The following is a 22,964-nucleotide window of genomic DNA, read 5'->3' as shown; positions in this document are numbered from 1 at the left end:
CCCGGCGGACCCCGTCCGCAGGGACCTCCGTCCCTGGCGGTCGCGCGACGCGCGGGGTGAGCCTGGAGGTCGGGCACGCGACGACGCGCGAGCGCAGGGAGGTCGACCATGCGGGTCCTGGTGACGGTGTCGTCCCGGCACGGCGGGACGGCGGAGATCGGCCGGACGGTGGCGCAGGTGCTGCGGGACGCCGGCCACGAGGTGACCGAGACCGACCCCGACGAGGTGGGGGGCCTCGAGGGCGTCGACGCGGTGGTGCTCGGGTCGTCGGTGTACGTCGGCCGGCTGGCGGCGGCGCTGCGGGAGCTGGTGGACCGCCAGGCGGGCCGGCTCGCGGCGCTCCCGGTGTGGCTGTTCTGGTCCGGGCCGGTGGGCAACCCGCCGCTGCCGGCGGAGGAGCCGGACGACGTCCGGGCGGTGGCCCGGCGGGTCGGCGCGCGGGAGGTCAAGTGCTTCCCGGGGCGGCTGCAGCGCGAGGAGCTGGGCCTGGCCGAGCGGGCGCTGGTCGCGATGATCGAGGCCGAGCAGGGCGACTTCCGGGACTTCGCGGACGTCGAGGAGTGGGCGGCCGGCATCGCCCGGGACCTGTCCCGGCCGTTCCGGGTGTCCCGGGGCTGACCGTCAGCGGGGGGCGCGGCGGGCGACGAGCAGCAGCAGGCCGCGCAGCTGCTCGACCTGCTCGGGCGTGAGGCCCTCGGTCACGAGCTCCTCGGCCGCGGCGGGGTCGGACGCCGCGAGCACGGCCTCCCGCCCGGCGTCGGTGATCGCGATGACCTGCTTGCGCCGGTCGGTGGCGTGCGCGGCCCGGGTGATGTAGCCGCGGCGCTCGATCCGGGCGAGCACGCGGCTCATCGTCTGCTCGGTGACCTCGCAGGCCGCCGCGAGCTCCGCCTGCGTGCGGGGGCCGCGCAGCAGGATGACCAGCACGGGCTGGCTGGCGTGGTTGAGGTCCCACGACGCGAGGTGCGCGTTCCAGTCCCGCTCGACGCGCCGCGCCGCGGCGGAGAGCAGGCGCCCGACGGGCCAGCCCGCGGGGTCGGGTGCGGCCATCGCGGACCAGCGGGGATGCTGGTCCGCCGTGCTGCGCCCCGGGTCCCGATCCACGGGCCTCATGTTGCCGCAATCGCGTCCGTCGCGCATAGTGCTCAGCATGCTGAGGACTTGGCGGGGGATCGTGCGAGGGCTGGTCGTGCTGGCGGTGGCCGTGGGGTGGCTGGCCGTCGGGGCGTTCGGCGGGATGGCGCAGGGCTCGCTGTCGCAGGTGCAGACCAACGACTCGGCGGCGTTCCTGCCGTCGTCGGCGGAGTCGACGCGCGCGGCGGAGCTGTCGGCCGGGTTCACGGAGGCCGAGGCGCTCCCGGTGCTCGTCGTGCTGGCGGGGGAGGAGGGCGAGGCGCTGGACCCGGGCGCGGTCGCCGCGGTGCAGCCGGTGGTCGCCGCGCTGCCGGACGTCGCCGTCCCCGGCGCCGACCCGGCCGCGGGCGATCCCGCCACGATCGGCGACGTGCTCACCGGCGACCCGGTGGTCGTGCCGTCCGAGGACGGCGAGGCGCTGCTGGTCCCGCTGTCCCTCGACGCCGCCGCGACCGAGCAGTCCCTCGCGGACGACGAGTCCGTGGTCGGCACCGTCGTCGAAGCCGTGCGCGACACCCTGGCGGAGGAGCTCGGCGCGACCGCGGACACCGCCGGCGAGGCCGGGCTGTATGCGTGGGTGACCGGGCCGGGCGGGTTCGTCGCGGACCTCACGAACGCCTTCGGGGGCATCGACGGCATCCTGCTGCTCGTGGCGCTCGGCGCCGTGCTCGTCATCCTCGTGCTGGTGTACCGGTCGCCGTTCCTGCCGCTGGCCGTCATCCTCACCGCGGTCTTCGCCCTGTGCGCCGCCGCGCTGGTCGTGTACCAGCTCGCCGATGCCGGGGTGCTGACGCTCAACGGGCAGGCGCAGGGCATCCTCGCGATCCTCGTCGTCGGGGCGTCCGTCGACTACGCGCTGCTGATCGTCGCCCGGTACCGCGAGGAGCTGCGCGCCGTGGAGGCCCCGGTCGCCGCGATGCGCCGGGCGCTGCGCCGCAGCGTCGAGCCGATCGCGGCCAGCGCGGGCACGGTCGTCGCCGGCCTGCTCTGCCTGCTGCTGTCCGACCTGGCGTCCAACCGGAGCCTCGGCCCGGTGGGGGCGATCGGCATCGCGTCGGCGTTCCTCGCGGCGTTCACGCTGCTCCCGCTGCTGCTGCTGATCGCGGGCCGGCGGTCCCGGGTGCTCTTCTGGCCCCGGGTGCCGCGCCCGGAGCTCGGCGCGCACGCCGCCGGCCCGGCCGAGGCCGCGCCCGCCGGTGCCCCGGTCCCCGCGCACCACGGCGCCCACGAGGCCCCCGCCCCGGCCGACCCCGCGCCGGCCGCCGGGCTGTGGGGCCGCCTCGCCCGCGGCGTCGGCCGCCGGGACCGGCTGGTCTGGGTCGTGACGTCCGTCGTCCTGCTCGGCTGCGCCGCGTTCCTGCCGACCTTCCAGGCGAACGGCACCAGCCAGGCCGACGTCTTCCTCACGGACGTCGACTCGGTCGCGGGCGAGGAGGTCCTGGCCGCGCACTTCCCGGCGGGCGTCGTCCAGCCGGCGATCGTGATCGTGGCCGAGGACGAGATGGACTCCGTGGTCGAGGCCGCCGAGGGCGTCGACGGGGTGCAGCAGGCCGCCCCGTACACCGGCGCCTCGACCACGGAGGCGCCACCCGGGGGCGCGGACCCCGCGGCGGAGCCGGTCGTCGTGGACGGGAACGTCCGGGTCGACGTGACGACCGAGGCGGCCGCGGACACCACCGAGGGCGTCGCCACCGTCGAGCGCCTGCGCGAGGCGGTGCACGAGGTCGCCCCGGACGCGCTGGTCGGCGGGGCGGCCGCGGAGACGCTGGACGCCCAGGACGCCGGCACCCGGGACCTGCGGGTGATCGTGCCGGTCGTGCTGGTCGTGATCCTGCTGATCCTCATGGTGCTGCTGCGGTCGGTGACGGCGGCGGTGCTGCTCATGGCGGCGAACGTGCTGTCCTTCGCGGCGGCCCTGGGCGTCGCGGCGCTCGTGTTCGAGCACGTCCTCGACTTCCCGGGCGCCGACCCGGCCGTGCCGCTGTACGCGTTCACGTTCCTGGTCGCGCTCGGGGTGGACTACTCGATCTTCCTCATGACGCGGGTGCGGGAGGAGAGCGCCCGGATCGGCACCCGCGACGGGGTGCTGCGCGGGCTCGCGGTCACCGGTGGGGTCATCACCTCGGCGGGCGTGGTCCTGGCCGTGACGTTCGCCGCACTGGGCGTGATCCCGCTGCTGTTCCTGGCGCAGCTCGCGTTCATCGTGGCGTTCGGCGTGCTGCTCGACACCCTGGTGGTCCGCAGCCTGCTGGTGCCCGCGCTGGTGCACGACGTCGGCCCGCGCGTGTGGTGGCCGTCCCGCCTGGCGCGCGAGGGATCCGCCGCGCGGCCCTAGGGTGTCGCCCATGACGGACGCGCTGCGGGTGGGACTGGTCGGCTACGGCTCGGCGGGGCGGGGCATCCACGCCCGCCTCCTGCGCGAGGTCGGGGCGGACGTGGTGCGCGTGGTGTCCCGGAACCCCGCGCGCGCCACCGCGGCCGAGCGCGACTGGCCGGGCGTCGCGGTCGACCGCGACGTCGAGGGCCTGCTGGCGCACGCCGGCGAGCTCGACGTCGTGGTGATCGCGAGCCCCACCGGGGACCACGTCGACCACGTCGAGCTGGCGCTCGCGGCAGGGCTGCCCGTCGTCGTCGACAAGCCGCTGGCGACCACCGCGGACGAGGCGGCGCACCTGACCCGGCTGGGCGCCGAGGCCGGGGGCCGGCTCACCGTCTTCCAGAACCGCCGGTGGGACCCGGAGCAGATCACGCTGCGCGGCCTGCTCGACGCGGGGGAGCTCGGCCGGGTGCACCGGTTCGAGCGGCGCTGGGAGCGCTGGCGCCCGGTGCCGCAGGACCGGTGGAAGGAGAACGACACCCGCGCCGGCGGCCTGCTGCTGGACCTCGGGGCGCATCTCGTGGACTCCGCCGTGCAGCTGTTCGGGCCGGTGGCCACGGTCTACGCCGAGCTGCGCAGCATCACGACGCCGGCGCCGGACGACGTGTTCCTCGCCCTGACCCACGTCGCCCGGCCGGACGGCTCCGCGGTGGTCAGCCACCTGCAGGCCGGCGGGCTGGTGGGGGCGCCCGGGCCGCGCACCCGCGTGCTCGGCGACCGGGCGGCGTACCTGGTGACCTCGTTCGAGGGCGAGGCGACGCCGTTCGCGGTGCTGGACGACGGCGACGACGGCCACGAGGGCTGGCTGGTGCACGGCGACGAGCGGGTGCCGGTCCGGCGCGCGCCCGGCGGGCACCCCGACTTCTACCGCGCCGTCGAGGCCTGGGTGCGCGGCGACGGGCCGGTGCCGGTGGACCCGGCGGACGCGGTGGTCACGGCGCGGGTGCTGGACGCCGCGCGCGTCTCCGCGGAGGAGGGGCGGGTCGTGCGGCTGGGCTGACGTGTTCGGGGTCGACCGCGCTCACGGCACGACCGCCCGCGCCGCGTCCGCGATCGTCGGGTGCCGGTGCACGAACCCCGCCGCGCGCAGCACCTCCGGGACCGCGCGCACCGACCCGAGGATCTCCTCGGCGAACGCCCCGAGCCCCAGCCGGACCGCCCAGCCCGGCGCCGGGAGCGCGGCCGGCCGGTGCAGCCGCTGGGCCAGCGCCCGGACGACCTCGAGCTGCGTCGCGGGCTCGGCCACGAGGTTCACCGGCCCGTGCACGGGCGCGTCGAGCAGGTGCAGGACCGCCCGGACCTGGTCCTCCAGGGTGATCCAGCTCCAGTACTGGCGGCCCGACCCCAGCGGCCCGCCGAGCCCCAGCCGCACCAGCGGCAGCAGCCGGCCGAGCGCCCCGCCGCGCGGCGCGAGCACGATGCCGGTCCGCAGGAACGCCACCCGGATGCCGGGGTGCTCGACGGCGGGCGCGGCGGCGTCCTCCCACCGGCGGACGACGCCGGCCAGGAACGTGTCGCCGTAGGGGTCAGCCTCGGTCACCACCGCGTCGCCGCGCTCGCCGTAGGCGCCCGTCGCCGAGCCCTGCAGCAGCACGCGCGGCGGGTCGTCCAGGGCGGCGGCGGTGGTCGCGATCAGGGCCGTGCTGCGGGTGCGGGACTCCAGGACCACCCGCTTGCGCGCGGCGGTCAGCCGGCGGTCGCCCACCCCGGCGCCCGCGAGGTTCACCACGGCGTCGGCGCCGGCGAGCGCGGCGGGGTCCAGCGCGCCGGTGGCCGGGTCCCAGGTGTGCTCGCCCGGCGCCCGCGCGGGGCGGCGCACCAGGCGGCGCACCTCGTGGCCCTCCGCGTGCAGGCGCCGGACCAGCGCCGTCCCGATCAGCCCGCTCGACCCCGCCACCACCACGACCATGCGCCGACCCTACGGTCCCGGCCGGCGCGCGTCGCGGGGGCGTGGCCACCGGCGCGCCTAGGGTGGGGCGCCATGGACGCCGCACCGTCGCCCCCGCCGCTGGCCGTCGTCGCCGCCGAGGCCGGGGTGTCCGTCCCCACGGTGTCCAAGGTGCTGAACTCCCGCCCCGACGTCGCCGAGGCCACCCGGGCGCGGGTCACCGGGGTGCTCGCCCGGCACGGGTACGCCGTGCGGCCGTCCGGCAGCCGGCGCACCGGGTTCGTCGACCTGCGGATGCTCGACCTCGACGCGTCCTGGGCGGAGGCCGTGGTGCGGGGGGCGGCGCGCGCGGCGTCCCGCCTGGGCGCCGACCTGGTGGTGACCGTCGACCCGGACGCGGAGTCCTGCGGCTCGTGGGTGCGGCACGTGCTGGCCCGGGGCACGGACGGGCTGGTGAGCGTGGTGGGCGTCCCGGACGCCGGAGCCCGGGCCGACCTGGGGCGCGCGGGCGTGCCGCTGGTGGTCGTGGACCCGCGGCGGCCGGTCGAGGCGGGCGTCCTGGCCGTCGGGGCCACGAACTTCCGCGGCGGCCTGGACGCGACCGCGCACCTCGTGTCGCTCGGGCACCGGCGCATCGCGACCATCACCGGCCCCCAGGAGCAGGACGACGCCGTCGCGCGCCTGGCCGGGTACCGGACGGCGCTGATCCAGGCCGGGCTGCCGGTGGACGACGACCTCATCCGGACCGGGGACTACGGGGTGGACGGCGGGTTCCGGGCCGCCAGCCTGCTGCTGCGGCTGGACGACCCGCCGACCGCGGTCTTCGCCGGCAGCGACGACGCCGCGCTGGGCGTGCTGCGGGCCGCGCGCGAGCACGGCGTGCGGGTGCCGCGGGACCTGTCGGTCGTGGGCTTCGACGACCTGCCCGTGACGCCGTGGCTCGACCCGCCGCTGACCACCGTGCGCCAGCCGCTCGCCGAGATGGGCGACGCCGCGGTCACGCTGGTGCACCGGGCGCGGGAGGGGACCCGCGGCCCGGCGCACCTCGAGCTGGCGACCCGGCTGGTGGTGCGGGAGTCCACAGCACCACCAGCCGGGTAGTCCTCTCAGCCGCGCCCGTTCACCTTCAGGGTGACGGTGCGGCCCTCGACGGTGATCCCGGCGTCGTTCGTGGTGCTCGCCGTGACCCGGTGGGCGCCCGGCGTCGTCACCGGCGGCACGGCGCACGCCCAGGTGCCGTCCGCGGCGACGTCGGCCGTGCACCAGACCCCGGCGGCGCCGGTGACGGTCAGGTGCGCGCCCGGCTCGCCGGTCCCGGCCAGGCGGTCGAGCGTCCCGACGGGGCGGCGCGGCTCGGTCACCGCCGGCCGCACGGGCTCGGCCGCCGACGAGAACACCTCGGCCGCCAGCACCGGCCGCAGGTTCTGCTCCATGTCGGGCCCGACGACGTAGTCGCGGAGCAGGCCGTCGCCCAGGTGGTTGCCGATGGCGGCGACGATCATCGCCTGGTCGAGCGACAGGTGCCGCTGCGCGACGGTGCCGGAGCGCACGGCGACCGCGTCGGCGAACCCGCCGGGCCCGTACGCGTCGAAGTCCGCGGCGATCCGGCGCAGGTTGTCCACGACGCCGCGGGGGTCGTACTCGAGGCCCAGGAAGGCCGCGTGCGGGGTGACGACGCCGTCGCCGAACTCCGGGTCCGGGTTGGTGGCCTCGCGGCAGCCCGCGAAGCCGAGGTCGACGTCGGTCGTGCCGTCCGACAGGTAGCCGTCCGACCGCATGCCGAGGGCGTCCACGCCGTACTCCGCGTAGCCGCCGTGCGGGTTGCTCGCGGGGGAGAAGCCCCAGTAGCCGTAGCCGGCCTCGTCCAGCCCGTGCCGCTTCTGGGCCTCGACGACCAGCGGGTGGTTCACGCCCCAGGACCGCGGCGCCCACTCCGACTCCGGGATCAGCATGTCCGGCATCAGCGCCTCGAACATCGAGCCGCCCCAGCCGGGCACCAGCGCCATCTCCCCGTCGTGGTACACGCCCTCGTACACGTCGACGCCGTCGTACGTGCGGGTCACGCCGCTCGGGCGCTGCTCCTGCCACGACCAGTCGCAGGTGGACGGGAACGTGCGGTACGTGCCCCAGTACGCCTCCGGCGGGATCTCGCCGTCCGCGATGCCGAGGTACAGGGCGATCCGGGTCTCCGAGACCGTCGTGTCGTAGTGGTGGCAGGTGTAGTAGACGGTCTCGCCGCCGGTGTAGCTGCCCGGCACCGAGCAGCCCGCCGGCTCCTCGTCCCAGAACCCGCCGCGGATCAGCCCGACCCCGAGGTCCGGCCGGCCCTCGGGGTTGTAGTAGACGCCGAAGTGCATCGAGTCGTACAGCGCGGTGGCCTCGTCCGCGAGGCTCGGCTCGGCGCTCGCGACGACCCGCAGCGCGGCGGCCAGCCAGCCGTTGTCCACCGAGGACAGGAAGTGCTCGACGACCGCGCCGTCGTCCGGCCAGGTGTCGACGCGGTCGCCGGTGGCCGGGTCGTACCAGTTGTAGAACATGCCGGACTCGTCGTGCCGGTCCATCGTCGCCAGGGTGCCCAGCGTGGTGGCCATCCGGTCCCGGGCCTCGTCGCCGTCGAGCAGGCCCAGGTCGCGCGCGACGACCGTGGACCACAGGTAGCCGCCGATGTTCGTGGGGGAGGTGTACGCGCTCGCGGTCGCCGGGTCGAGGTTGCTGGCGATGTTGTCGGACACGAGCCCGGTCGCCGGGGCGGTCATCGCCTCGAGCGAGGTGTACGTGTCGGCGAGCCACGTGCGGAGCTGAGCCGTGTCGCGGCCGTTGCCGTGGCCGCCGTTGCCGTTCCCGTTGCCGTTGCCCGCGAGGGCGGGGGACGGGACCAGCAGGGCGCCGGTCAGGCCGAGCGCGGCCACCGCGGCCGCGGCCCCGCGTCGGTGGCGCCGGCGGGTGGGGGGTGCGGGTCGCTCGCGCCGGTCGGCGGGCGTCGGTTCGCGCATGGGGACACATCCTCGTGGCTCCGGGACACCGAGATTTCGACGTCCGTTGTCGAAAGGGCGCCAGCACGGTAGCCGCGGCCCGCGGGGCCGGCAACACGACGGCGCCCCGGGGACCGCGAGGGTCACCGGGGCGCCGGGGTGTCGCTCAGCGAGCGGTCAGAGGCCGACCTCGGCCTCGAACGCGCCCTCCTCGATCCGCTGCTTCACGGTCATGAGGTACCGCGAGGCGTCCGCACCGTCCACCAGCCGGTGGTCGTACGACAGGGCCAGGTAGCACATCGACCGGATCGCGATGACCTCCTCGCCGTCCGCGCCCTTGACGACGACCGGGCGCTTGACGATCGCGCCGGTGCCGAGGATCGCGGAGGTGCCGCCGGGGACGATCGGCGTGTCGAACAGCGCGCCGCCCGAACCCGTGTTCGTCACCGTGAAGGTCGCGCCGGACAGCTCGTCCGGGGTGACCTTGTTGGCGCGCGTGCGGCCCGCGAGGTCGGCGATCTTGCGGCCGATGCCCGCGAGGTTGAGGTCGCCCGCGTCGCGGATGACCGGCACGACCAGGCCGCGCTCGGTGTCCACCGCGATGCCGATGTTCTCGGAGCCGTGGTAGGTGATCTCCTTGCCCTCGAGCACGCCGTTGATCTTCGGGTGCACCTTGAGCGCCTCGACCGCGGCCTGCACGAAGAACGGCAGGAACGTGAGGTTGACGCCCTCGCGGGCCTTGAAGGAGTCCTTCGCGCGGGCCCGGAGCTTCGCCACCTTGGTGACGTCGACCTCGACCACGGAGGTCAGCTGCGCCTGGCTGTGCAGGGCGTCGACCATGCGCTCCGCGATGACCTGCCGCAGGCGGCTGGCCTTCTCGGTGGTGCCGCGCAGCGGCGACGGCTCGACCGGCTTCGGCGCGGCGGCCGGGGCGGCGGCGGCCGGGGCTGCCGCAGGGGCCTGCTGGGCGGCGGCGGCCTTGGCGGCCTCCTCCGCCTTCGCGGCGGCCTCGAGCACGTCCTCCTTGCGGATGCGTCCGCCGACGCCGGTGCCGGTCAGGGACGCCACGTCGACGCCCTTCTCGGCGGCCAGCTTGCGGACCAGGGGCGTGAGGTACGAGCCCTGGGCCTGGGCGGGGGCCGCGGGCGCGGCCGGAGCCGCCGGGGCGGCGGGCTGCGCGGGGGCGGCCTGCTGCGTCGGGGCCGGAACCGGGGCCGGCGTCGGCGCGGGGGCCTCCTCCGGCGCGGCGACCTGCGGCGCGGCCTCGGTCGCGGCGGGGGCGGCGGCCTGGGCGGCGCCGTCCTGGGCCGGCGCGGAGGCCGTCGGCGCGGCACCCGAGCCGATCACGGCGAGCGGGGCGCCGACCTCGGCGGTCTCGTCCTCGCCCACCAGGATCTGCTGGAGCGTGCCGGCGAACGGCGACGGGACCTCGGTGTCGACCTTGTCGGTCGAGATCTCGAGCAGCGGCTCGTCGACCTCGACGCTGTCGCCGACCTGCTTCAGCCAGCGGGTGACGGTGCCCTCGGTGACGGACTCGCCGAGCGCCGGCAGGGTGACCCGCTGGCCGTCGCCGGACGTCTCGGCCGCGGGGGCGGCCTGCTCCTGCGCGGCGGGCGCGGGCGCCGCGGCCGTCTCGGCCTCGGGGGCCGGGTCGCCGTAGCCCTCGCCCTGCGTGGGCTGCTCGGCCGGGGCGGCCTCCTGCTGCGCGGGCGCCTGCTCCGCCGGGGCCTCGCCCGAGCCCGAGCCGTCGCCGATCACGGCCAGGACGGCGCCGACCTCGGCGGTCTCGTCCTCCTGCACCAGGATCTGCTCCAGCACGCCGGCGAACGGCGACGGGACCTCGGTGTCGACCTTGTCGGTCGAGATCTCGAGCAGGGGCTCGTCGACCTCGACGCGGTCACCCACGTTCTTGAGCCAGCGGGTGACGGTGCCCTCGGTGACGGACTCGCCGAGGGCGGGAAGCTGCACGTTGTCGGACATGACCGCTCGTGTCTCCTTCGATCCTTGTGGTCAGTTGTGGGCGTGCAGCGGCTTGCCGGCCAGCGCCAGGTGCGCCTCGCCGAGAGCCTCGTTCTGCGTCGGGTGGGCGTGCACGAGCGCCGCGACGTCCTCGGGGTAGGCCTCCCAGTTCACGATGAGCTGGCCCTCGCCGATGAGCTCGCCGACGCGCGCGCCGATCATGTGGACGCCGACGACCGGGCCGTCCTTCTGGCGCACGAGCTTGACGAAGCCCGTCGTCGCGAGGATCTGGCTCTTGCCGTTGCCGCCGAGGTTGTACTCCAGGGTCTCGATCGCGTCGGCCCCGTGCACCTCCTTGGCCTTGGCCTCGGTCAGGCCGACGGACGCGACCTCCGGGTCGGAGTACGTGACGCGGGGGATGCCGGACTCGACGATCGGCTGCGGGTTCAGGCCCGCGATCTCCTCGGCCACGAAGATGCCCTGGGCGAACCCGCGGTGCGCGAGCTGCAGGCCCGGGACGATGTCGCCGACCGCGTAGACGTTGCCGACGCCGGTGTGCAGGCGCTCGTTCGTGATGACGAAGCCGCGGTCCAGGGTGAGGCCCTGCTCCTCGTAGCCGAGGCCGGAGGTCGACGGGCCGCGCCCGACCGCGACGAGCAGCAGGTCCGCGTCGAACGTCTTGCCGTCCTCGAGCGAGACGTGCACGCCGCTGTCGTCCTGGGTCACGCCGGAGAACCGGACGCCCAGGTTGAAGTTGATGCCGCGCTTGCGGAACGCCCGCTCGAACGCCTTGGACAGCGCCTCGTCCTCGTTCGGGACCAGGTGGGGGAGCGCCTCGATGATCGTGACGTCCGCACCGAACGACTTCCACACCGACGCGAACTCCGAGCCGATGACGCCGCCGCCGAGGATGATCGCCGACTTCGGGACCCAGTCGAGCTTGAGGGCCTGGTCGGAGGTGATGACGCGCCCGCCGATCTCCAGGCCGGGCAGCGACCGGGCGTACGAGCCCGTGCCGAGCACGATGTTCCTGCCGGTGACCCGCTGGCCGTTCACCTCGACGGTGTCCTGCGCGACGAGCTTGCCGTAGCCCTCGATCACGGTGATCTTGCGGGACTTGATGAGGCCCTGCAGACCCTTGTAGAGGCGGCCGATCACCGAGTCCTTGTACTCGTTGACGCCGTTCATGTCGATGCCCTGCAGCTGCGTGTGCACGCCGAAGTGCGCGCCCTCACGGGCGTTGTCGGCGAGCTCGGCCGCGTGCAGCAGGGCCTTGGTGGGGATGCACCCCTTGTGCAGGCAGGTGCCGCCGACCTTGTCGGCCTCGATGAGGGCGACGCTCAGGCCGAGCTGGGCGCCGCGGAGCGCGGCCGCGTAGCCGCCACTCCCTCCGCCCAGGACGACGATGTCGAAAGCGGACCCGGTCGTGTCGGACACGTGTGGACTCCTCCGGCGCAGACATAGGTGGAACGCGGTTGTTCTGCCCCATCTTGTCATCTCCGCATAGGCCGGACGACCCAGACCACGGCCGGTGACATGTGATTCTGGGAACAGTCATCCCATGTCTGGGCCGTGTGCTCGAGCCCGATCGCGGGGGTGAACTCCCAGCCCGGGGCCGGTCCGCCCGGTTACCCTCCCGGCATGGGCCTGTTCTCCCGCCGCCGCAAGGCCGCCGCGACCCCCGCGTCCGACGGCGCGCCGCCGACCGGCCGCGCCGCCCGCGAGGAGACCACCGAGCACTTCCGTGAGTTCGCGCGCACCCGGATCGGCGTCGAGGCGTACCTCGAGCCCCAGACCAACGTCACCCAGACCACGCTCATGCTCATCGCGTCCGACGGGGAGTGGACCCGCCGACGCGTCCCCGACCCCCGGGCCGCGTACGACCTGGCCAAGGTGCTCGACCTGCCGATCTACGACGTCCAGCGCACCGGCTACCCGCAGCGCATGCGGGACTGGAACAGCCGCCAGCGCATCGAGCGCGAGCGCGCCGCCCGGGAGCGCGCGGCACGCCGCGCCGCCGACCCCTCCTGACCCGCCCGCCCGCGGGCGGGTGCCGCGAACGGGGAGTGCCCCGCCGTGGCACGCCCGCGTGCACTCTCGCCTCCCGGCATCCCCGCCGGGCCGGCCCCGCGCTGTCCGCTGCGCCGAGATCGGTCGTGCGCACCCAGATCGGTCGGTGCAGGGGCCGATCTCGGCCGGGACGACCGATCTCGACGCTGGCCCGGCGCACGCGCAGGTGGCGCGGGGGCGGACCGTCCGGGTGCGCGTGTGCCCGGTGACCCCCGAGGGGCACCGGGCACACGTGGCGGGCGCCGCCGGGGTCAGCGGGCGGCGCGCGCCTCGATCAGGGCCAGCATCGTGCGGACGCCCACGCCGGTGCCGCCGGCGGGGGTGTAGCCGAACGGCGCCTTCTCGTTGAACGCGGGCCCGGCGATGTCGAGGTGCGCCCACGGGGTCGACCCGACGAACTCCTGCAGGAAGATGCCGGCGGTCAGCATGCCGCCGAACCGGTCCCCGATGTTCGCGAGGTCCGCGACCTTCGACTTCAGGCCCGCGCGGAGGTCGGCGGGCAGCGGCATCGGCCAGAACGACTCGCCCGCGGCGCCGGCGGCGTCGACGACCTCGGTGCGGGTGGCGTCGTCGCCCATGACCGCCGACACGCGCGGGCCGAGCGCGACGAGCTGGGCACCGGTCAGGGTGGCGATGTCGAGGACGACGTCGGGCTTCTCCTCGACGGCGGCGACCAGGCCGTCGGCCATGACGAGGCGGCCCTCGGCGTCGGTGTTGAGCACCTCGACGGTCTTCCCGCCGCGGATGGTCAGCACGTCGGACGGGCGCTGCGCGGTGCCGGACGGCATGTTCTCCGCGAGGCACAGCCAGCCGGTGACGGCGACGGGGAGCTCGAGCCGGGCGGCGGCGACGACGGTGTGCAGCACGGCGGCGGCGCCCGCCATGTCGGACTTCATGGCGTCCATGCCGGCGGCCGGCTTGATCGAGATGCCGCCGGAGTCGAACGTGATGCCCTTGCCGACCAGGGCGACCTTCGCGGCCGGCCGGGACGGGGCGTAGGCGACCTTGACGAGGCGCGGCGGGCGGGCCGAGCCCTGGCCGACGCCGAGGATGCCGCCGTAGCCGCCGGCCGCGAGGGCCTTCTCGTCCAGGACGGTGACCTTGAGGGACCGGACGCCCGCGTCCTTGACCGCGGCCTTGGCGGCGTCCGCGAACGCGGCGGGGAACAGGTCGTTCGGCGCGGCGTTCACCAGGTCGCGCACGCCGTGCACGGCGGCGGCCAGGACCTCGGCGCGGGCGACCGCACGGGAAGCGGCCTTGTCGCGGGCGCGCGGGGTCAGCACGGTGATCTCGGCGGCGGGCGCGGTGTCGGCCGCCTTCTCGCCGCTGCGGTAGCGGGTGTACGCGTAGGCGCCGAGCAGCGCGCCCTCGACGACGGCCGCGACCTGCTCGGCGTCCTCGGCGGGCAGCGCGACGGCGACGGTGCGCACGCCGGTGACCTCCCGCAGGGCGGCGCCGGCGGCGCGGCGCAGGGCCTCGGCGTCCGGGGCCGCCCCGGCGGGCAGGTCGCCCAGGCCGGTCAGCACCACGGTGCGGGCGGCGAGCGCGGCGGCGGCGGGCAGCCGGCGGACCTCGTCGGCCGCGCCGGTGATGCCGAGCACGCCGGCGAGGTCGCGCACCTGGGCGGCGGTCTCGGAGGGCAGCCAGTCCGCGCCGACGACCCGCGGGCCGTCCGGGCTGCTGGCGACCGCGACGACGAGCGCGTCGGCGGTCTGGCGGGTGGGGTTCGCGGAGGTCAACGTCACTCGGGGCACCCGCCGACTCTATCGGTGCGCCGGGTACCGTGGGGCCCCGTGACCGACCCCCTGCTGTACGCCGTCGCCGCGGCGGCGCTGCTGCTCGCCGGCTGGGCGGGCTGGTTCGCGATCCGGGACCGCGCCGTGGTGCTGCGCCAGCTCTGGGGCGCCGCGGTGGTCGAGGGGCTGATGGTCGTGCAGGCGGTCGTCGCCGGGATCCGGCACGCGACCGGGACGGTGCCGGCCGAGCCCGCGGTGTTCTGGGGCTACGTCGTGACCCAGCTCGTGCTGCTGCCCGCCGCCGCGCTGTGGGCGTTCGCGGAGCGCAGCCGGTGGTCGTCGGTCGTCCTGCTGGTCGCGGCGGTCGCCGTCGCCTTCCTCCAGCTCCGCCTGAACCAGACGTGGGGGTCCTGAATGACCACGCCCGAGCCCGCGACGCCGCACGCGCCCGCGCACCGCAGCACCGCCACCGGTCCGGGCCGCGTGCTCGTCCTGGTGTACGGGGTGTTCGCGGTCGCGGCGACCGCGCGCGCCGGCTACCAGATCGCCGCCAAGTTCGACGAGGCGCCGCTGGCGTACCTGCTGTCCGCGCTGGCGGGCGTCGTGTACGTCGTCGCGACGGTCGCGCTGGCGACGGACCGGCGCCGCCTGGCCTGGGCGGCGGTGCTCGTCGAGCTGGCCGGCGTGCTGGTCGTCGGCATGCTGTCCGTGCTGGACGCGGGCGACTTCCCGGACGAGACGGTGTGGTCGGCGTTCGGGCAGGGGTACGGGTACGTGCCGCTGGTGCTGCCGTTCCTCGGGATCGCGTGGCTCTGGCGCTCGGGCCCCGGGTCCCGGTCCCGCGCGGCGGCGGGACAGTAGGTTGGGCGGCGTGTACGGCCTCCTGTTCCGCCTCGTCTTCGTCCGGATGGACCCCGAGCGCGCGCACCACGTCGCGTTCCGCCTGATCCGCGTCGCCTCCCGCGTGCCGGTGCTCCGCGGGGTGCTGCGGTCGCTGCTCGCGCCGCCGCCGGCCGCCGCTGTGCGGGTGCTCGGCCGCACGTTCCCGTCGCCCTTCGGGCTCGCGGCGGGCTTCGACAAGAACGCCGAGGGGGTCCCGGGGCTGACGATGCTCGGCTTCGGGTTCGTCGAGGTCGGCACGGTCACCGCGTGGCCGCAGCCCGGCAACGAGCGCCCGCGGCTGTGGCGGGTCGTGCCCGACCGCGCGCTGCGGAACCGGATGGGCTTCAACAACGAGGGCGCCGTGGCCGTCGCGAAGCGGCTGAAGCGGCTGCGCTCGACCGCGTCCGGCCGCGCTCTCGTCGTCGGGGTGAACATCGGCAAGACGAAGGTCACCCCGCCGGAGGAGGCCGCCGACGACTACGCGACCAGCGCCGGCCACCTCGCGCCGTACGCCGACTACCTGGTCGTCAACGTGTCCTCCCCGAACACGCCGGGCCTGCGGGACCTGCAGTCGGTGGACGCGCTGCGCCCGATCCTGCAGGCCGCCCGCGCCGCCGCCGACGAGGCCGCGTCCGCCGCGGGCCGCCCGCGGGTGCCGCTGCTCGTCAAGATCGCACCGGACCTCGCGGACGCGGACGTCGACGCCGTGGCGGACCTGGTCGCCGAGCTCGGCCTGGACGGCGTGGTCGCCGTGAACACGACGATCGCGCACGACCTCGGCGAGGGCGGGCTGTCCGGCCCGCCGCTGCTCGACCGCGGGCTCGTCGTCGTCGCCCGGCTGCGGCACCGGCTCGGCGCGGGCCCCGTCGTCATCGGCGTCGGCGGCATCACCAGCCCGGCGGACGCCCGCGCGTACCTCGCAGCCGGAGCCGACCTGGTGCAGGGCTACACCGGCTTCATCTACGAGGGCCCGTTCTGGGCGTCCCGGGTCGGCAAGGCCCTCGGGCGCGACGCCGCGACACGGAGGGCGGCCCGGTGACGGCGCTGCGGCCGCAGTGGGCCTGGGAGCTCACCGGCGCGCGGGGCGAGGTGCTCGACCGGCCGTTGTCGCCCGTGTTCCCGACACGGTTCGACGCCGAGGAGTGGCTGGGGCTGCAGTGGCGCGCGCTCCGGGACCAGGGCGTGCACGGCGCCGGGCTGCGCAACGACGGAGCGGCGGTGCCGCCGGTGCACGACCTCACGGGCGTGCCGGAGCAGATGACCTGGTCCGCCCGGGCCTGACGGGCGCACGGGCCGGGGCTCAGACCAGCGCGCCCGGGGCCGCCAGGGCGAGCCCCGCGCCGGCGCCCGCACCCGCGCCCGCACCCCGCCCCAGCGCCGACCACGCCAGCGCGAGCCCGTCGACGGCCCGCCGCAGGTCGGCTGGGTCGGACGTGTAGGGCACGCGCAGCCGGTCCTCCAGCCCGCCGTCCACCCCGAACGCCGGCCCGGGGGCGACCCGCACGCCGTGCGCCAGCGCGAGCGCGCTCAGCGCCGACGACACCGGCGCCCCGAGGTCCACCCACAGCGACTGCCCGCCGGCGGGCACGGTGAACCGCCACTCCGGCAGCGCCGCGGCCAGCAGCGCCGCGAGCAGGTCCCGGCCGTCCCGCAGCCACGCGCGCCGCTCGGCCACGGGGTGCGCGCCGAGCGCGAGGAGCTCCGCCGCGACGAGCTGGTCGAGCACCGCCGTGCCGAGGTCCGCGGTGCGCCGGGCGAGCGCGAGCCGGGTGACCAGGTCGGCCGGCCCGCGCAGCCAGCCGACCCGCAGCCCGCCCCAGTGGCTCTTCGACATCGACCCGATCGCGACGACGCGCGGGTTGCGCCCGTCGCCGGCCCAGGGCGCGGGCTCGGGCCCGTCGAGCGTGAGGTCGGTCAGCGCCTCGTCGCCGACGACGACGGTGCCGGTCCGCCGGGCCAGGTCCCGCACCCGGGCCCGGCCGGCGGCGTCGAGGGTGGCGCCGGTCGGGTTGTGGTGGTCGGGGATGAGGTAGACGAGGCGCGGCGCGACCTGGTGGACGGTGGACTCCAGCAGGTCCAGGTCGGTGCCGCCGGGTCCGGTCGGCACGGGGACGGGCCGTGCTCCGGTGGCACGGACCGCCTCGATGGCGTGGGGGTACGTCGGCTGCTCGACCACCACCCGGTCGCCCGGGCCGGCGTGCGCGCCGAGCAGCAGCGCGATGGCGTGCTGCGCCCCGGTGGTGATGAGCACCTGGTCCGGCGACGTGGGCGTCCCGCGGGCGGTGTACCGGTCGGCGACGGCCTGCCGGAGCACGTCGAGGCCGAGCGGGGCGTACCCGTGCCCGGCGTGCGCGGGCAGGGCCTCGAGCGCGCGGGCGGCGGCGCCGTGCAGGTCGCGCGGCGCGGCGCACGCGGCGATCGTCAGGTCCACGACGCCGTCCGCGGCGAGCGGCCGGTGCACGGGGAGCGCCGAGCGCGCGGCGGCCCCCGCGGGGAGCGCGGTGACGGTCCCGGAGCCCTGCCGGCTCACCAGGTACCCCTCGTCGCGCAGCACCCCGTACGCTCCGGAGGTCGTCGTGCGGGACACACCGAGGGCGGCCGCGAGCTCCCGCTCCCCGGGCACGCGGGTGGCGAGAGGCAGGTCCCCGGCGAGCACCGCCCGGCGCATCGCGTCGGCCAGGGCGGCGTACGCCGGGCCGGGACGCCGCCACTGCCCGAGCGCGGCGGCCAGGCCGGTGCCGGCGATCCGGCGGTGGACGAGGAGCGCAGCAGCCATGAGGCCACTCTTGCGCAAGTGGCTGTCGAAAGGAAGGCCAGTGGCACCCCAGGATGAGGCCATGCCGTACACCCTCACCCGGACACCCCGACCCCGCACCGACGGGCCGGCGCCCGTCCGCCGGGGCGCCCAGCTGCTCGGCGGCCTCGTGCTCTACTCCCTCTCGATCGGGATGCTCGTGCACTCCGGGCTCGGCAACATGCCCTGGGACGTGCTGAGCCAGGGGGTCGCCCGGCAGCTCGGCTGGACGCTCGGCACGGCCACCGTCGTGCTGAGCGTCGTGGTGCTCGCGTGCTGGTGGCCGCTGCGGCAGCGCCCGGGCATCGGGACCGTCGCCAACGTCCTGGTGATCGGCGCGCTCGTCGACCCGTGCCTGGCGCTGCTGGACCTGCTGCCCGACCCGCTGCCGCTCGCCGCACGGATCGCGCTCGTCGTCGGCGGCATCGGCCTGAACGCGCTCGCGAGCGGCCTGTACATCGGCGCGCGGCTCGGGCCGGGGCCGCGAGACGGCCTCATGACGGGGATCGTCGCCCGCACGGGCTGGCCGACCGGGGCGGTGCGCGGGTGCATCGAGGTGGGCGTCGTCGCCGTGGGCTGGGTGCTCGGCGGAACCGTCGGGTTCGGCACGCTCGCGTACGCGCTCGGCATCGGGCCGCTCATCCACTGGCTGCTCCCGCGCCTCACCGTGCCCGCCGCGGAGCGCTGAACCGGGCCTGTGGACAACCGCCGGGAGCGACGCTGCCGCCCCTACGATCGAGGCAGCCGAGCCACCACGCGGAGCAGGGGATGCAGCAGTGACCGAGGTCCAGATGACGCCGGCCGACGTGCGGACGTCGGCCGCCAGGATCGGCGCGGCCGAGGACGCGGTCCGCGCCGCCTCCCACCCCCGTCACGCCGCGGACGTCGCGGCGGCGCTGGCCGGGAGCGCCAGCGCCGGGTCCGCCGCCCGGGTCGCGGAGCGCTGGTCGGCGGAGGTTTCGTCGTGGGCCGCCTCGGCCGCGGCCCAGTCCGCCCGGATGTCGGCCGCCGTCGACGACACGCAGGCACGGGACGGGGATGTCGCGGCGCGGCTGCAGCGCATGGCGTCGCGGCTCGGGGCGACGGCGCAGTGACGAGCATCGCCACCGTCCTCGCCTGGGACGTCGACGCGCTCGACCGCGCCGCCGACGCGCTCGCCGCCGAGCGCTCGCGACTCGTCGGCCTGCAGGACGAGCTCGACGACGGCGCGCCACCCGGGACCTGGTCCGGGCCGGCGAGCGGCGCCGCCCGTGCCGCGCACGGCCGGCTCGTGAACCGGCTGACCGGCACCGTGGCCGAGGTCTCCGCCGTCGCGGCCGCGGTGGACGCCGCCGCCGCGTCGCTGCGCGAGGCCACGGCGGATCTGCGGAGCATGCTCGACTGGGCGCAGCGGAACGGCTACGCCGTGGACCGCGCGTCCGGGCGGGTCGACGACCAGGGCTGCCACCCGGACGACGTCGCCGCGGACCGCGCGCTCGTCGCGACGGAGGTCGCCGAGCGCCTCCGCCAGGCGCTGCTGACCGCCACGCACGCCGACGCGCAGCTCGCCGGCGTGCTCGACCGGGTCGCGTCGGGCGCGCTCGACGCGGGCGGCGGGTCGCTGGACGAGGCCGCGGCGGCCGGTGCCGCGGACGGCGCGCTCGGCGTCCGGCCCGCCCCGCTCGACGGCAGCCCCGCCGAGGCGAACGCGTGGTGGGAGTCGCTGACCGACGACGAGCAGCAGCAGGTGCTCGCCGAGCACCCCGAGTGGCTGGGCAGCACGGACGGCATCCCGGCCTCCGTCCGGGACCAGGCGAACCGGGCGCTGATCGGGGTGTACCGGGCGGAGCTCGAGGCCGAGGAGGCGCGGCTGCGGGCGGCGCTCGACGGGAACCTGTTCGGCGGGTCGTTCACGAGCGACGACGCCGCGCTCGAGGTGGTGCGGGAGAAGCTGGCGGGGCTGGACCGGGTGGAGCAGGTGCTCAAGCGGGGCTCCCGCCAGCTGCTGGTTCTGGACATCACGGGATCGCGCCAGCTCATGGCGGCGGTCGCGGTCGGTGACGTGGACACCGCCGACCACGTCGCCGTGTTCACGCCCGGCTTCACGACGACGGTCGCCGGAAGCCTGACGAGCTACGACTCGTCGATGGCCGAGCTTCGCGCCGTCGCCCGGGCGGAGGCCCGCAAGTACGGGGACGGCGGGACGGTCGCGACGGTCTCCTGGCTGGGGTACGAGGCCCCGCAGTGGGACGAGTGGCACGACCTCGGCGGCCGGTTCGTCACGAGTGACAGCTCGGCGCAGGCGGGCGCGGCGTCGCTCGCGGACTTCTACCGGGGCATCGACGCGTCGCGGGCGCAGGACCCGCACCTGACAGCGCTCGGGCACTCGTACGGATCGACCACCACGGGCATCGCCCTGCAGCAGCAGACGGGCGTGGACGCGGCGGTCGTGTTCGGCTCACCGGGGCTCGGGACCTCGCACGTCGAGGACCTCGACGTGCCGGGCGGCCAGGTCTTCCGGATCGAGGCGCGGCGCGACGTCGTCGCGGACCTCGGGCACTTCGGCGTGGACCCGTCCCACGTCGACGGGATCACCGGCCTGTCGGCCCGCGAGGCCGTCCTGGACGGGACGACCTACCGCGAGTCGACGGGGCACAGCCAGTACCTCTCGCAGGACACGACGAGCCAGCACAACATCGCGGCGGTGGTGGCTGGTGCGCCGGACCGTATGGTGCTGGACGCCGGCCGCGGCGCCGGGGACCTGCTGAGCTGGCCCGTGCCGGGGACGTACTGAGGCACGAGGGGGGACCGGACCGACGGTGGAGGACATGTGAGGACGCGGCTGGTGCCCGCGCTCGTCGCCCTGGCAGCGGTGCTGTCCGGGTGCACGGGAGGTGGCGAGGACGGATCGAGCGAGAGCCCGGGGAGTCAGGAGCAGGTGGAGACGGTGGACGCACGGCCGCAGATGGAGGACGTCCTCGACCGCTACGAGGCCATGGAGCGCGAGATGATCGCGGCCCTCGAGACGGAGCTGCCGGGCTTGACCTGGCAGATGGACACCGAGGACATCGGGATGACGCGGTCGCTCTGCATCGAGGCGGGACTCGGTGACGACGCCGAGGAGGTCGACCTCGCCACCCTCTGGGCGGGCGGCACCCTCGACCCGGCGAGCTGGCACCGCGCGGTCGAGATCGTGCAGGAGGTCGGCGACCGGTACGGCTTCACCGAGAAGTCCACCGTCGTGGACCGCGCCGACGACCTCGAGGTGGTCGGCGAGGACGAGTACGGCGGCCGGTACCGGTTCGGGATGGCGGTGAACACGATCCTGCTGGTCCGGACGGGCTGCCACGTGTGGGCGGAGCTGCCGGACGAGGACTACCAGCGCCCGTCACCGCTGGACGGCTGACCGACCCGCTGACCGACCCGCGACGCCCGCCGGGCCGGTCCACCCCGTGCGGGGGCGGCCGGCCCGGCGGGTGCCGGCGGCGGCCTCAGCGCGTGGCAGGGGAGGACTTCGCCGTCTCCGCCGGGTCCGAGATCACCGCGTCGCCGAGGATCTCGTCGATCCGCGTCATGAGCTCCGCGGGGATCTCCACGCCGGACGCCTTGACGTTCTCCACGACCTGCTCCGGGCGGGACGCCCCGATGATCGCGGCGGCGACGTTGGCGTTCTGCAGCACCCACGCGACGGCGAGCTGCGCGAGCGACAGGCCGAGCTCGTCGGCGACGGGGCGCAGCTGCTGCACCCGCTCGAGCACGTTCGGGCGGTCGAGGAACGACTGCACCATGCGCGCGCCGCCCTTCTCGTCCGTGGCCCGGGAGCCGGCCGGCAGCGGCTGGCCCGGCAGGTACTTGCCGGTCAGCACGCCCTGCGCGACGGGGGACCAGACGATCTGCGACAGCCCGAGCTCCTCGGACGCCGGGACGACCTCGCCCTCGATGACCCGCCACAGCGCGGAGTACTGCGGCTGGTTCGACACGAGGCGGAAGCCGAGGTCCTGGGCGAGGGCCTGGCCGGCGCGGATCTGGTCCGCGGTCCACTCGGAGACGCCGATGTACAGCGCCTTGCCCTGGCGGACGACGTCGGCGAACGCCTGCATCGTCTCCTCGAGCGGCGTCGCGTGGTCGTAGCGGTGCGCCTGGTAGAGGTCGACGTAGTCGGTCTGCAGGCGGGTCAGGGAGCCGTCGATGGACTCCATGATGTGCTTGCGGGACAGGCCGGTGTCGTTCGGGCCCTTGGGGCCGGTCGGCCAGTAGACCTTCGTGAAGATCTCCAGCGACTGCCGGCGCTCGCCCTTCAGGGCCTCGCCGAGCACGGTCTCCGCGGCGGTGTTGGCGTAGACGTCCGCGGTGTCGAAGGAGGTGATGCCGTTGTCGAGCGCAGCCCGGACGCAGGCGGTCGCGGCGTCGTTCTCGACCTGAGAGCCGTGCGTGAGCCAGTTGCCGTAGGTGATCTCGGAGATCTTGAGGCCGGAGCGGCCCAGGTGGCGGTAGTTGACCATGCCACCCACCCTAGGACGCCGGGCGGGGTGCTCTACTCCGGGTACTCGCCGTGCTTCACCTGCGGCTTGGGCAGGCGGGCGCGGCGGATCTGGAACACCCGGGTGACGGAGTACATCATCAGGCCGCGCTGGATCGCGTCGTCGCCGAACTTCGCGATCAGCCGCTTGCGCAGCCTCCGCCACATGATGACGACGTCCACGACCATCGCGACGATGAAGAGGTACAGCACCACCAGACCGAGGAACGCGACGTCCGGGTTCCACGAGGTCAGGATCATGTTGGCGAGCAGCATGACGATCGCCACCGGCAGGAACAGCTCGCCGAGGCTCCAGCGGGCGTCCACGTAGTTGCGGACGTACCGGCGGACGGCGCCCTTGTCCTTCGCGGGGAGGTACTTCTCGTCGCCGGTCTGCATGGCGGCGTACTGCCGGTCGCGCTCGACGCGCTGCGCCGCGCGGGCCTCCTTGCCCGCGGCCTTGCGGTCCGTGGGCACGAGCGGGCGGCGGTTGGCGGCCTCGGCGACCTTCCGCTTGGGGGTGGGGCGGCCCTTGCCCGACCCGGGGACCTCGGCCATGCCGGGGGTCTCCTCGGTCAGGGGCTCCTGGGTGGTCCCGGCGGTGCTGCCGTCCTTGCTGCGTCCGAACACCCCACCAGGGTAGTCGAGTAGCGT

Annotated in this window: 22 protein-coding genes; 13 read left to right on the top strand and 9 right to left on the bottom strand. The window is 75.8% G+C overall.

Going from position 1 to position 22,964, the window contains the following annotated elements; genetic code table 11:
- Positions 1-108 precede the first annotated feature (108 nt).
- Positions 109-618 (top strand): flavodoxin domain-containing protein, encoded by a 510-nt coding sequence (locus HNR08_RS21070; protein ID WP_146839909.1) that lies wholly within the window; start codon positions 109-111, stop codon positions 616-618.
- Between the two features lie 3 nt (positions 619-621).
- Here HNR08_RS21070 and HNR08_RS21065 read toward each other — a convergent pair whose 3' ends face one another.
- A complete protein-coding gene (locus HNR08_RS21065; RefSeq protein WP_183835260.1) occupies positions 622-1,050 on the bottom strand; it encodes a MarR family winged helix-turn-helix transcriptional regulator in 429 nt (142 codons plus the stop codon).
- A gap of 100 nt (positions 1,051-1,150) precedes the next feature.
- Here HNR08_RS21065 and HNR08_RS21060 point away from each other — a divergent pair, with 100 nt between their 5' ends.
- Together HNR08_RS21060 and HNR08_RS21055 are read left to right on the top strand one after the other, a co-directional pair.
- Positions 1,151-3,469 carry an MMPL family transporter gene (locus tag HNR08_RS21060; RefSeq protein WP_246803150.1) on the top strand — a complete coding sequence of 773 codons (2,319 nt, stop codon included), beginning with the start codon at positions 1,151-1,153 and terminating at the stop codon, positions 3,467-3,469.
- Positions 3,470-3,479: 10 nt separating this feature from the next.
- A complete protein-coding gene (locus HNR08_RS21055; protein WP_146839903.1) occupies positions 3,480-4,511 on the top strand; it encodes a Gfo/Idh/MocA family oxidoreductase in 1,032 nt (343 codons plus the stop codon).
- Positions 4,512-4,532: 21 nt separating this feature from the next.
- Here HNR08_RS21055 and HNR08_RS21050 read toward each other — a convergent pair whose 3' ends face one another.
- Positions 4,533-5,420 (bottom strand): TIGR01777 family oxidoreductase, encoded by an 888-nt coding sequence (locus HNR08_RS21050; protein WP_146839901.1) that lies wholly within the window; start codon positions 5,418-5,420, stop codon positions 4,533-4,535.
- A gap of 72 nt (positions 5,421-5,492) precedes the next feature.
- On the opposite strand from HNR08_RS21050, the gene HNR08_RS21045 reads away from it, so the two are divergent.
- Complete coding sequence (locus HNR08_RS21045; RefSeq protein ID WP_146839899.1) at positions 5,493-6,500, top strand: LacI family DNA-binding transcriptional regulator; 1,008 nt, start codon at positions 5,493-5,495, stop codon at positions 6,498-6,500.
- Between the two features lie 5 nt (positions 6,501-6,505).
- Here the strand turns inward: HNR08_RS21045 and HNR08_RS21040 are convergent, their stop codons facing one another.
- The 3 genes from HNR08_RS21040 to lpdA form a co-directional block, all read right to left on the bottom strand.
- Positions 6,506-8,392 (bottom strand): glucoamylase family protein, encoded by a 1,887-nt coding sequence (locus tag HNR08_RS21040; RefSeq protein WP_146839897.1) that lies wholly within the window; start codon positions 8,390-8,392, stop codon positions 6,506-6,508.
- A 156-nt stretch (positions 8,393-8,548) separates the two neighbouring features.
- Positions 8,549-10,351, bottom strand: coding sequence for a 2-oxoglutarate dehydrogenase, E2 component, dihydrolipoamide succinyltransferase (gene sucB, locus HNR08_RS21035; RefSeq protein WP_146839895.1), 1,803 nt, complete (start codon positions 10,349-10,351; stop codon positions 8,549-8,551).
- Positions 10,352-10,381: 30 nt separating this feature from the next.
- Positions 10,382-11,767, bottom strand: a complete 1,386-nt coding sequence (gene lpdA / locus HNR08_RS21030; protein WP_146839893.1) for a dihydrolipoyl dehydrogenase — start codon at positions 11,765-11,767, stop codon at positions 10,382-10,384.
- A gap of 204 nt (positions 11,768-11,971) precedes the next feature.
- Between lpdA and HNR08_RS21025 the strand changes: the two genes are divergently transcribed.
- Positions 11,972-12,361, top strand: coding sequence for an oxidoreductase (locus HNR08_RS21025; RefSeq protein ID WP_146839891.1), 390 nt, complete (start codon positions 11,972-11,974; stop codon positions 12,359-12,361).
- A 290-nt stretch (positions 12,362-12,651) separates the two neighbouring features.
- Here the strand turns inward: HNR08_RS21025 and HNR08_RS21020 are convergent, their stop codons facing one another.
- A complete protein-coding gene (locus HNR08_RS21020; protein ID WP_146839889.1) occupies positions 12,652-14,154 on the bottom strand; it encodes a leucyl aminopeptidase in 1,503 nt (500 codons plus the stop codon).
- Between the two features lie 39 nt (positions 14,155-14,193).
- Between HNR08_RS21020 and HNR08_RS21015 the strand changes: the two genes are divergently transcribed.
- The 4 genes from HNR08_RS21015 to HNR08_RS21000 are packed head-to-tail and all read left to right on the top strand — an operon-like array spanning position 14,194 to position 16,299.
- A complete protein-coding gene (locus tag HNR08_RS21015; protein WP_146839887.1) occupies positions 14,194-14,550 on the top strand; it encodes a hypothetical protein in 357 nt (118 codons plus the stop codon).
- A complete protein-coding gene (locus HNR08_RS21010; protein WP_146839885.1) occupies positions 14,551-14,997 on the top strand; it encodes a hypothetical protein in 447 nt (148 codons plus the stop codon).
- Positions 14,998-15,007: 10 nt separating this feature from the next.
- Positions 15,008-16,057 (top strand): quinone-dependent dihydroorotate dehydrogenase, encoded by a 1,050-nt coding sequence (locus HNR08_RS21005; protein WP_146839883.1) that lies wholly within the window; start codon positions 15,008-15,010, stop codon positions 16,055-16,057.
- The gene (locus tag HNR08_RS21000) at positions 16,054-16,299 is read left to right on the top strand and encodes a hypothetical protein (protein WP_146839881.1); all 246 of its coding nucleotides are present in this window, start codon (positions 16,054-16,056) and stop codon (positions 16,297-16,299) included. Before HNR08_RS21005 ends, HNR08_RS21000 begins: the two co-directional genes overlap by 4 nt.
- 19 nt (positions 16,300-16,318) lie before the next feature.
- On the opposite strand, the gene yczR is transcribed toward HNR08_RS21000, so the two are convergent.
- Entirely contained in the window at positions 16,319-17,794 is a 1,476-nt protein-coding gene (gene yczR, locus HNR08_RS20995) for a MocR-like transcription factor YczR (RefSeq protein WP_146839880.1), read from the bottom strand.
- A 61-nt stretch (positions 17,795-17,855) separates the two neighbouring features.
- Here yczR and yczE point away from each other — a divergent pair, with 61 nt between their 5' ends.
- The 4 genes from yczE to HNR08_RS20975 all read left to right on the top strand — a co-directional run bounded on the left by yczE (position 17,856) and on the right by HNR08_RS20975 (position 21,197).
- Positions 17,856-18,500, top strand: a complete 645-nt coding sequence (gene yczE, locus HNR08_RS20990; protein WP_146839878.1) for a membrane protein YczE — start codon at positions 17,856-17,858, stop codon at positions 18,498-18,500.
- A gap of 88 nt (positions 18,501-18,588) precedes the next feature.
- Positions 18,589-18,906, top strand: coding sequence for a hypothetical protein (locus HNR08_RS20985; protein WP_146839876.1), 318 nt, complete (start codon positions 18,589-18,591; stop codon positions 18,904-18,906).
- Entirely contained in the window at positions 18,903-20,585 is a 1,683-nt protein-coding gene (locus tag HNR08_RS22860; protein ID WP_183835258.1) for an alpha/beta hydrolase, read from the top strand. Before HNR08_RS20985 ends, HNR08_RS22860 begins: the two co-directional genes overlap by 4 nt.
- A 51-nt stretch (positions 20,586-20,636) precedes the next feature.
- Positions 20,637-21,197, top strand: a complete 561-nt coding sequence (locus tag HNR08_RS20975; protein ID WP_168431080.1) for an LppA family lipoprotein — start codon at positions 20,637-20,639, stop codon at positions 21,195-21,197.
- An 85-nt stretch (positions 21,198-21,282) separates the two neighbouring features.
- On the opposite strand, the gene HNR08_RS20970 is transcribed toward HNR08_RS20975, so the two are convergent.
- Together HNR08_RS20970 and HNR08_RS20965 are read right to left on the bottom strand one after the other, a co-directional pair.
- The gene (locus tag HNR08_RS20970; RefSeq protein ID WP_146840893.1) at positions 21,283-22,293 is read right to left on the bottom strand and encodes an aldo/keto reductase family protein; all 1,011 of its coding nucleotides are present in this window, start codon (positions 22,291-22,293) and stop codon (positions 21,283-21,285) included.
- Between the two features lie 32 nt (positions 22,294-22,325).
- On the bottom strand, positions 22,326-22,940 hold the full coding sequence (locus tag HNR08_RS20965) for a DUF3043 domain-containing protein (protein ID WP_246803232.1): 615 nt from the start codon (positions 22,938-22,940) through the stop codon (positions 22,326-22,328).
- Between the last annotated feature and the right edge of the window lie 24 nt (positions 22,941-22,964).

It is taken from the genome of Cellulomonas hominis (genome assembly GCF_014201095.1).
In the GTDB taxonomy this organism is placed as follows: Bacteria; Actinomycetota; Actinomycetes; order Actinomycetales; family Cellulomonadaceae; genus Cellulomonas; species Cellulomonas hominis.
Note: the sequence above shows the minus strand (reverse complement) of the source record. Positions and strands in the feature narration are given on the sequence as shown.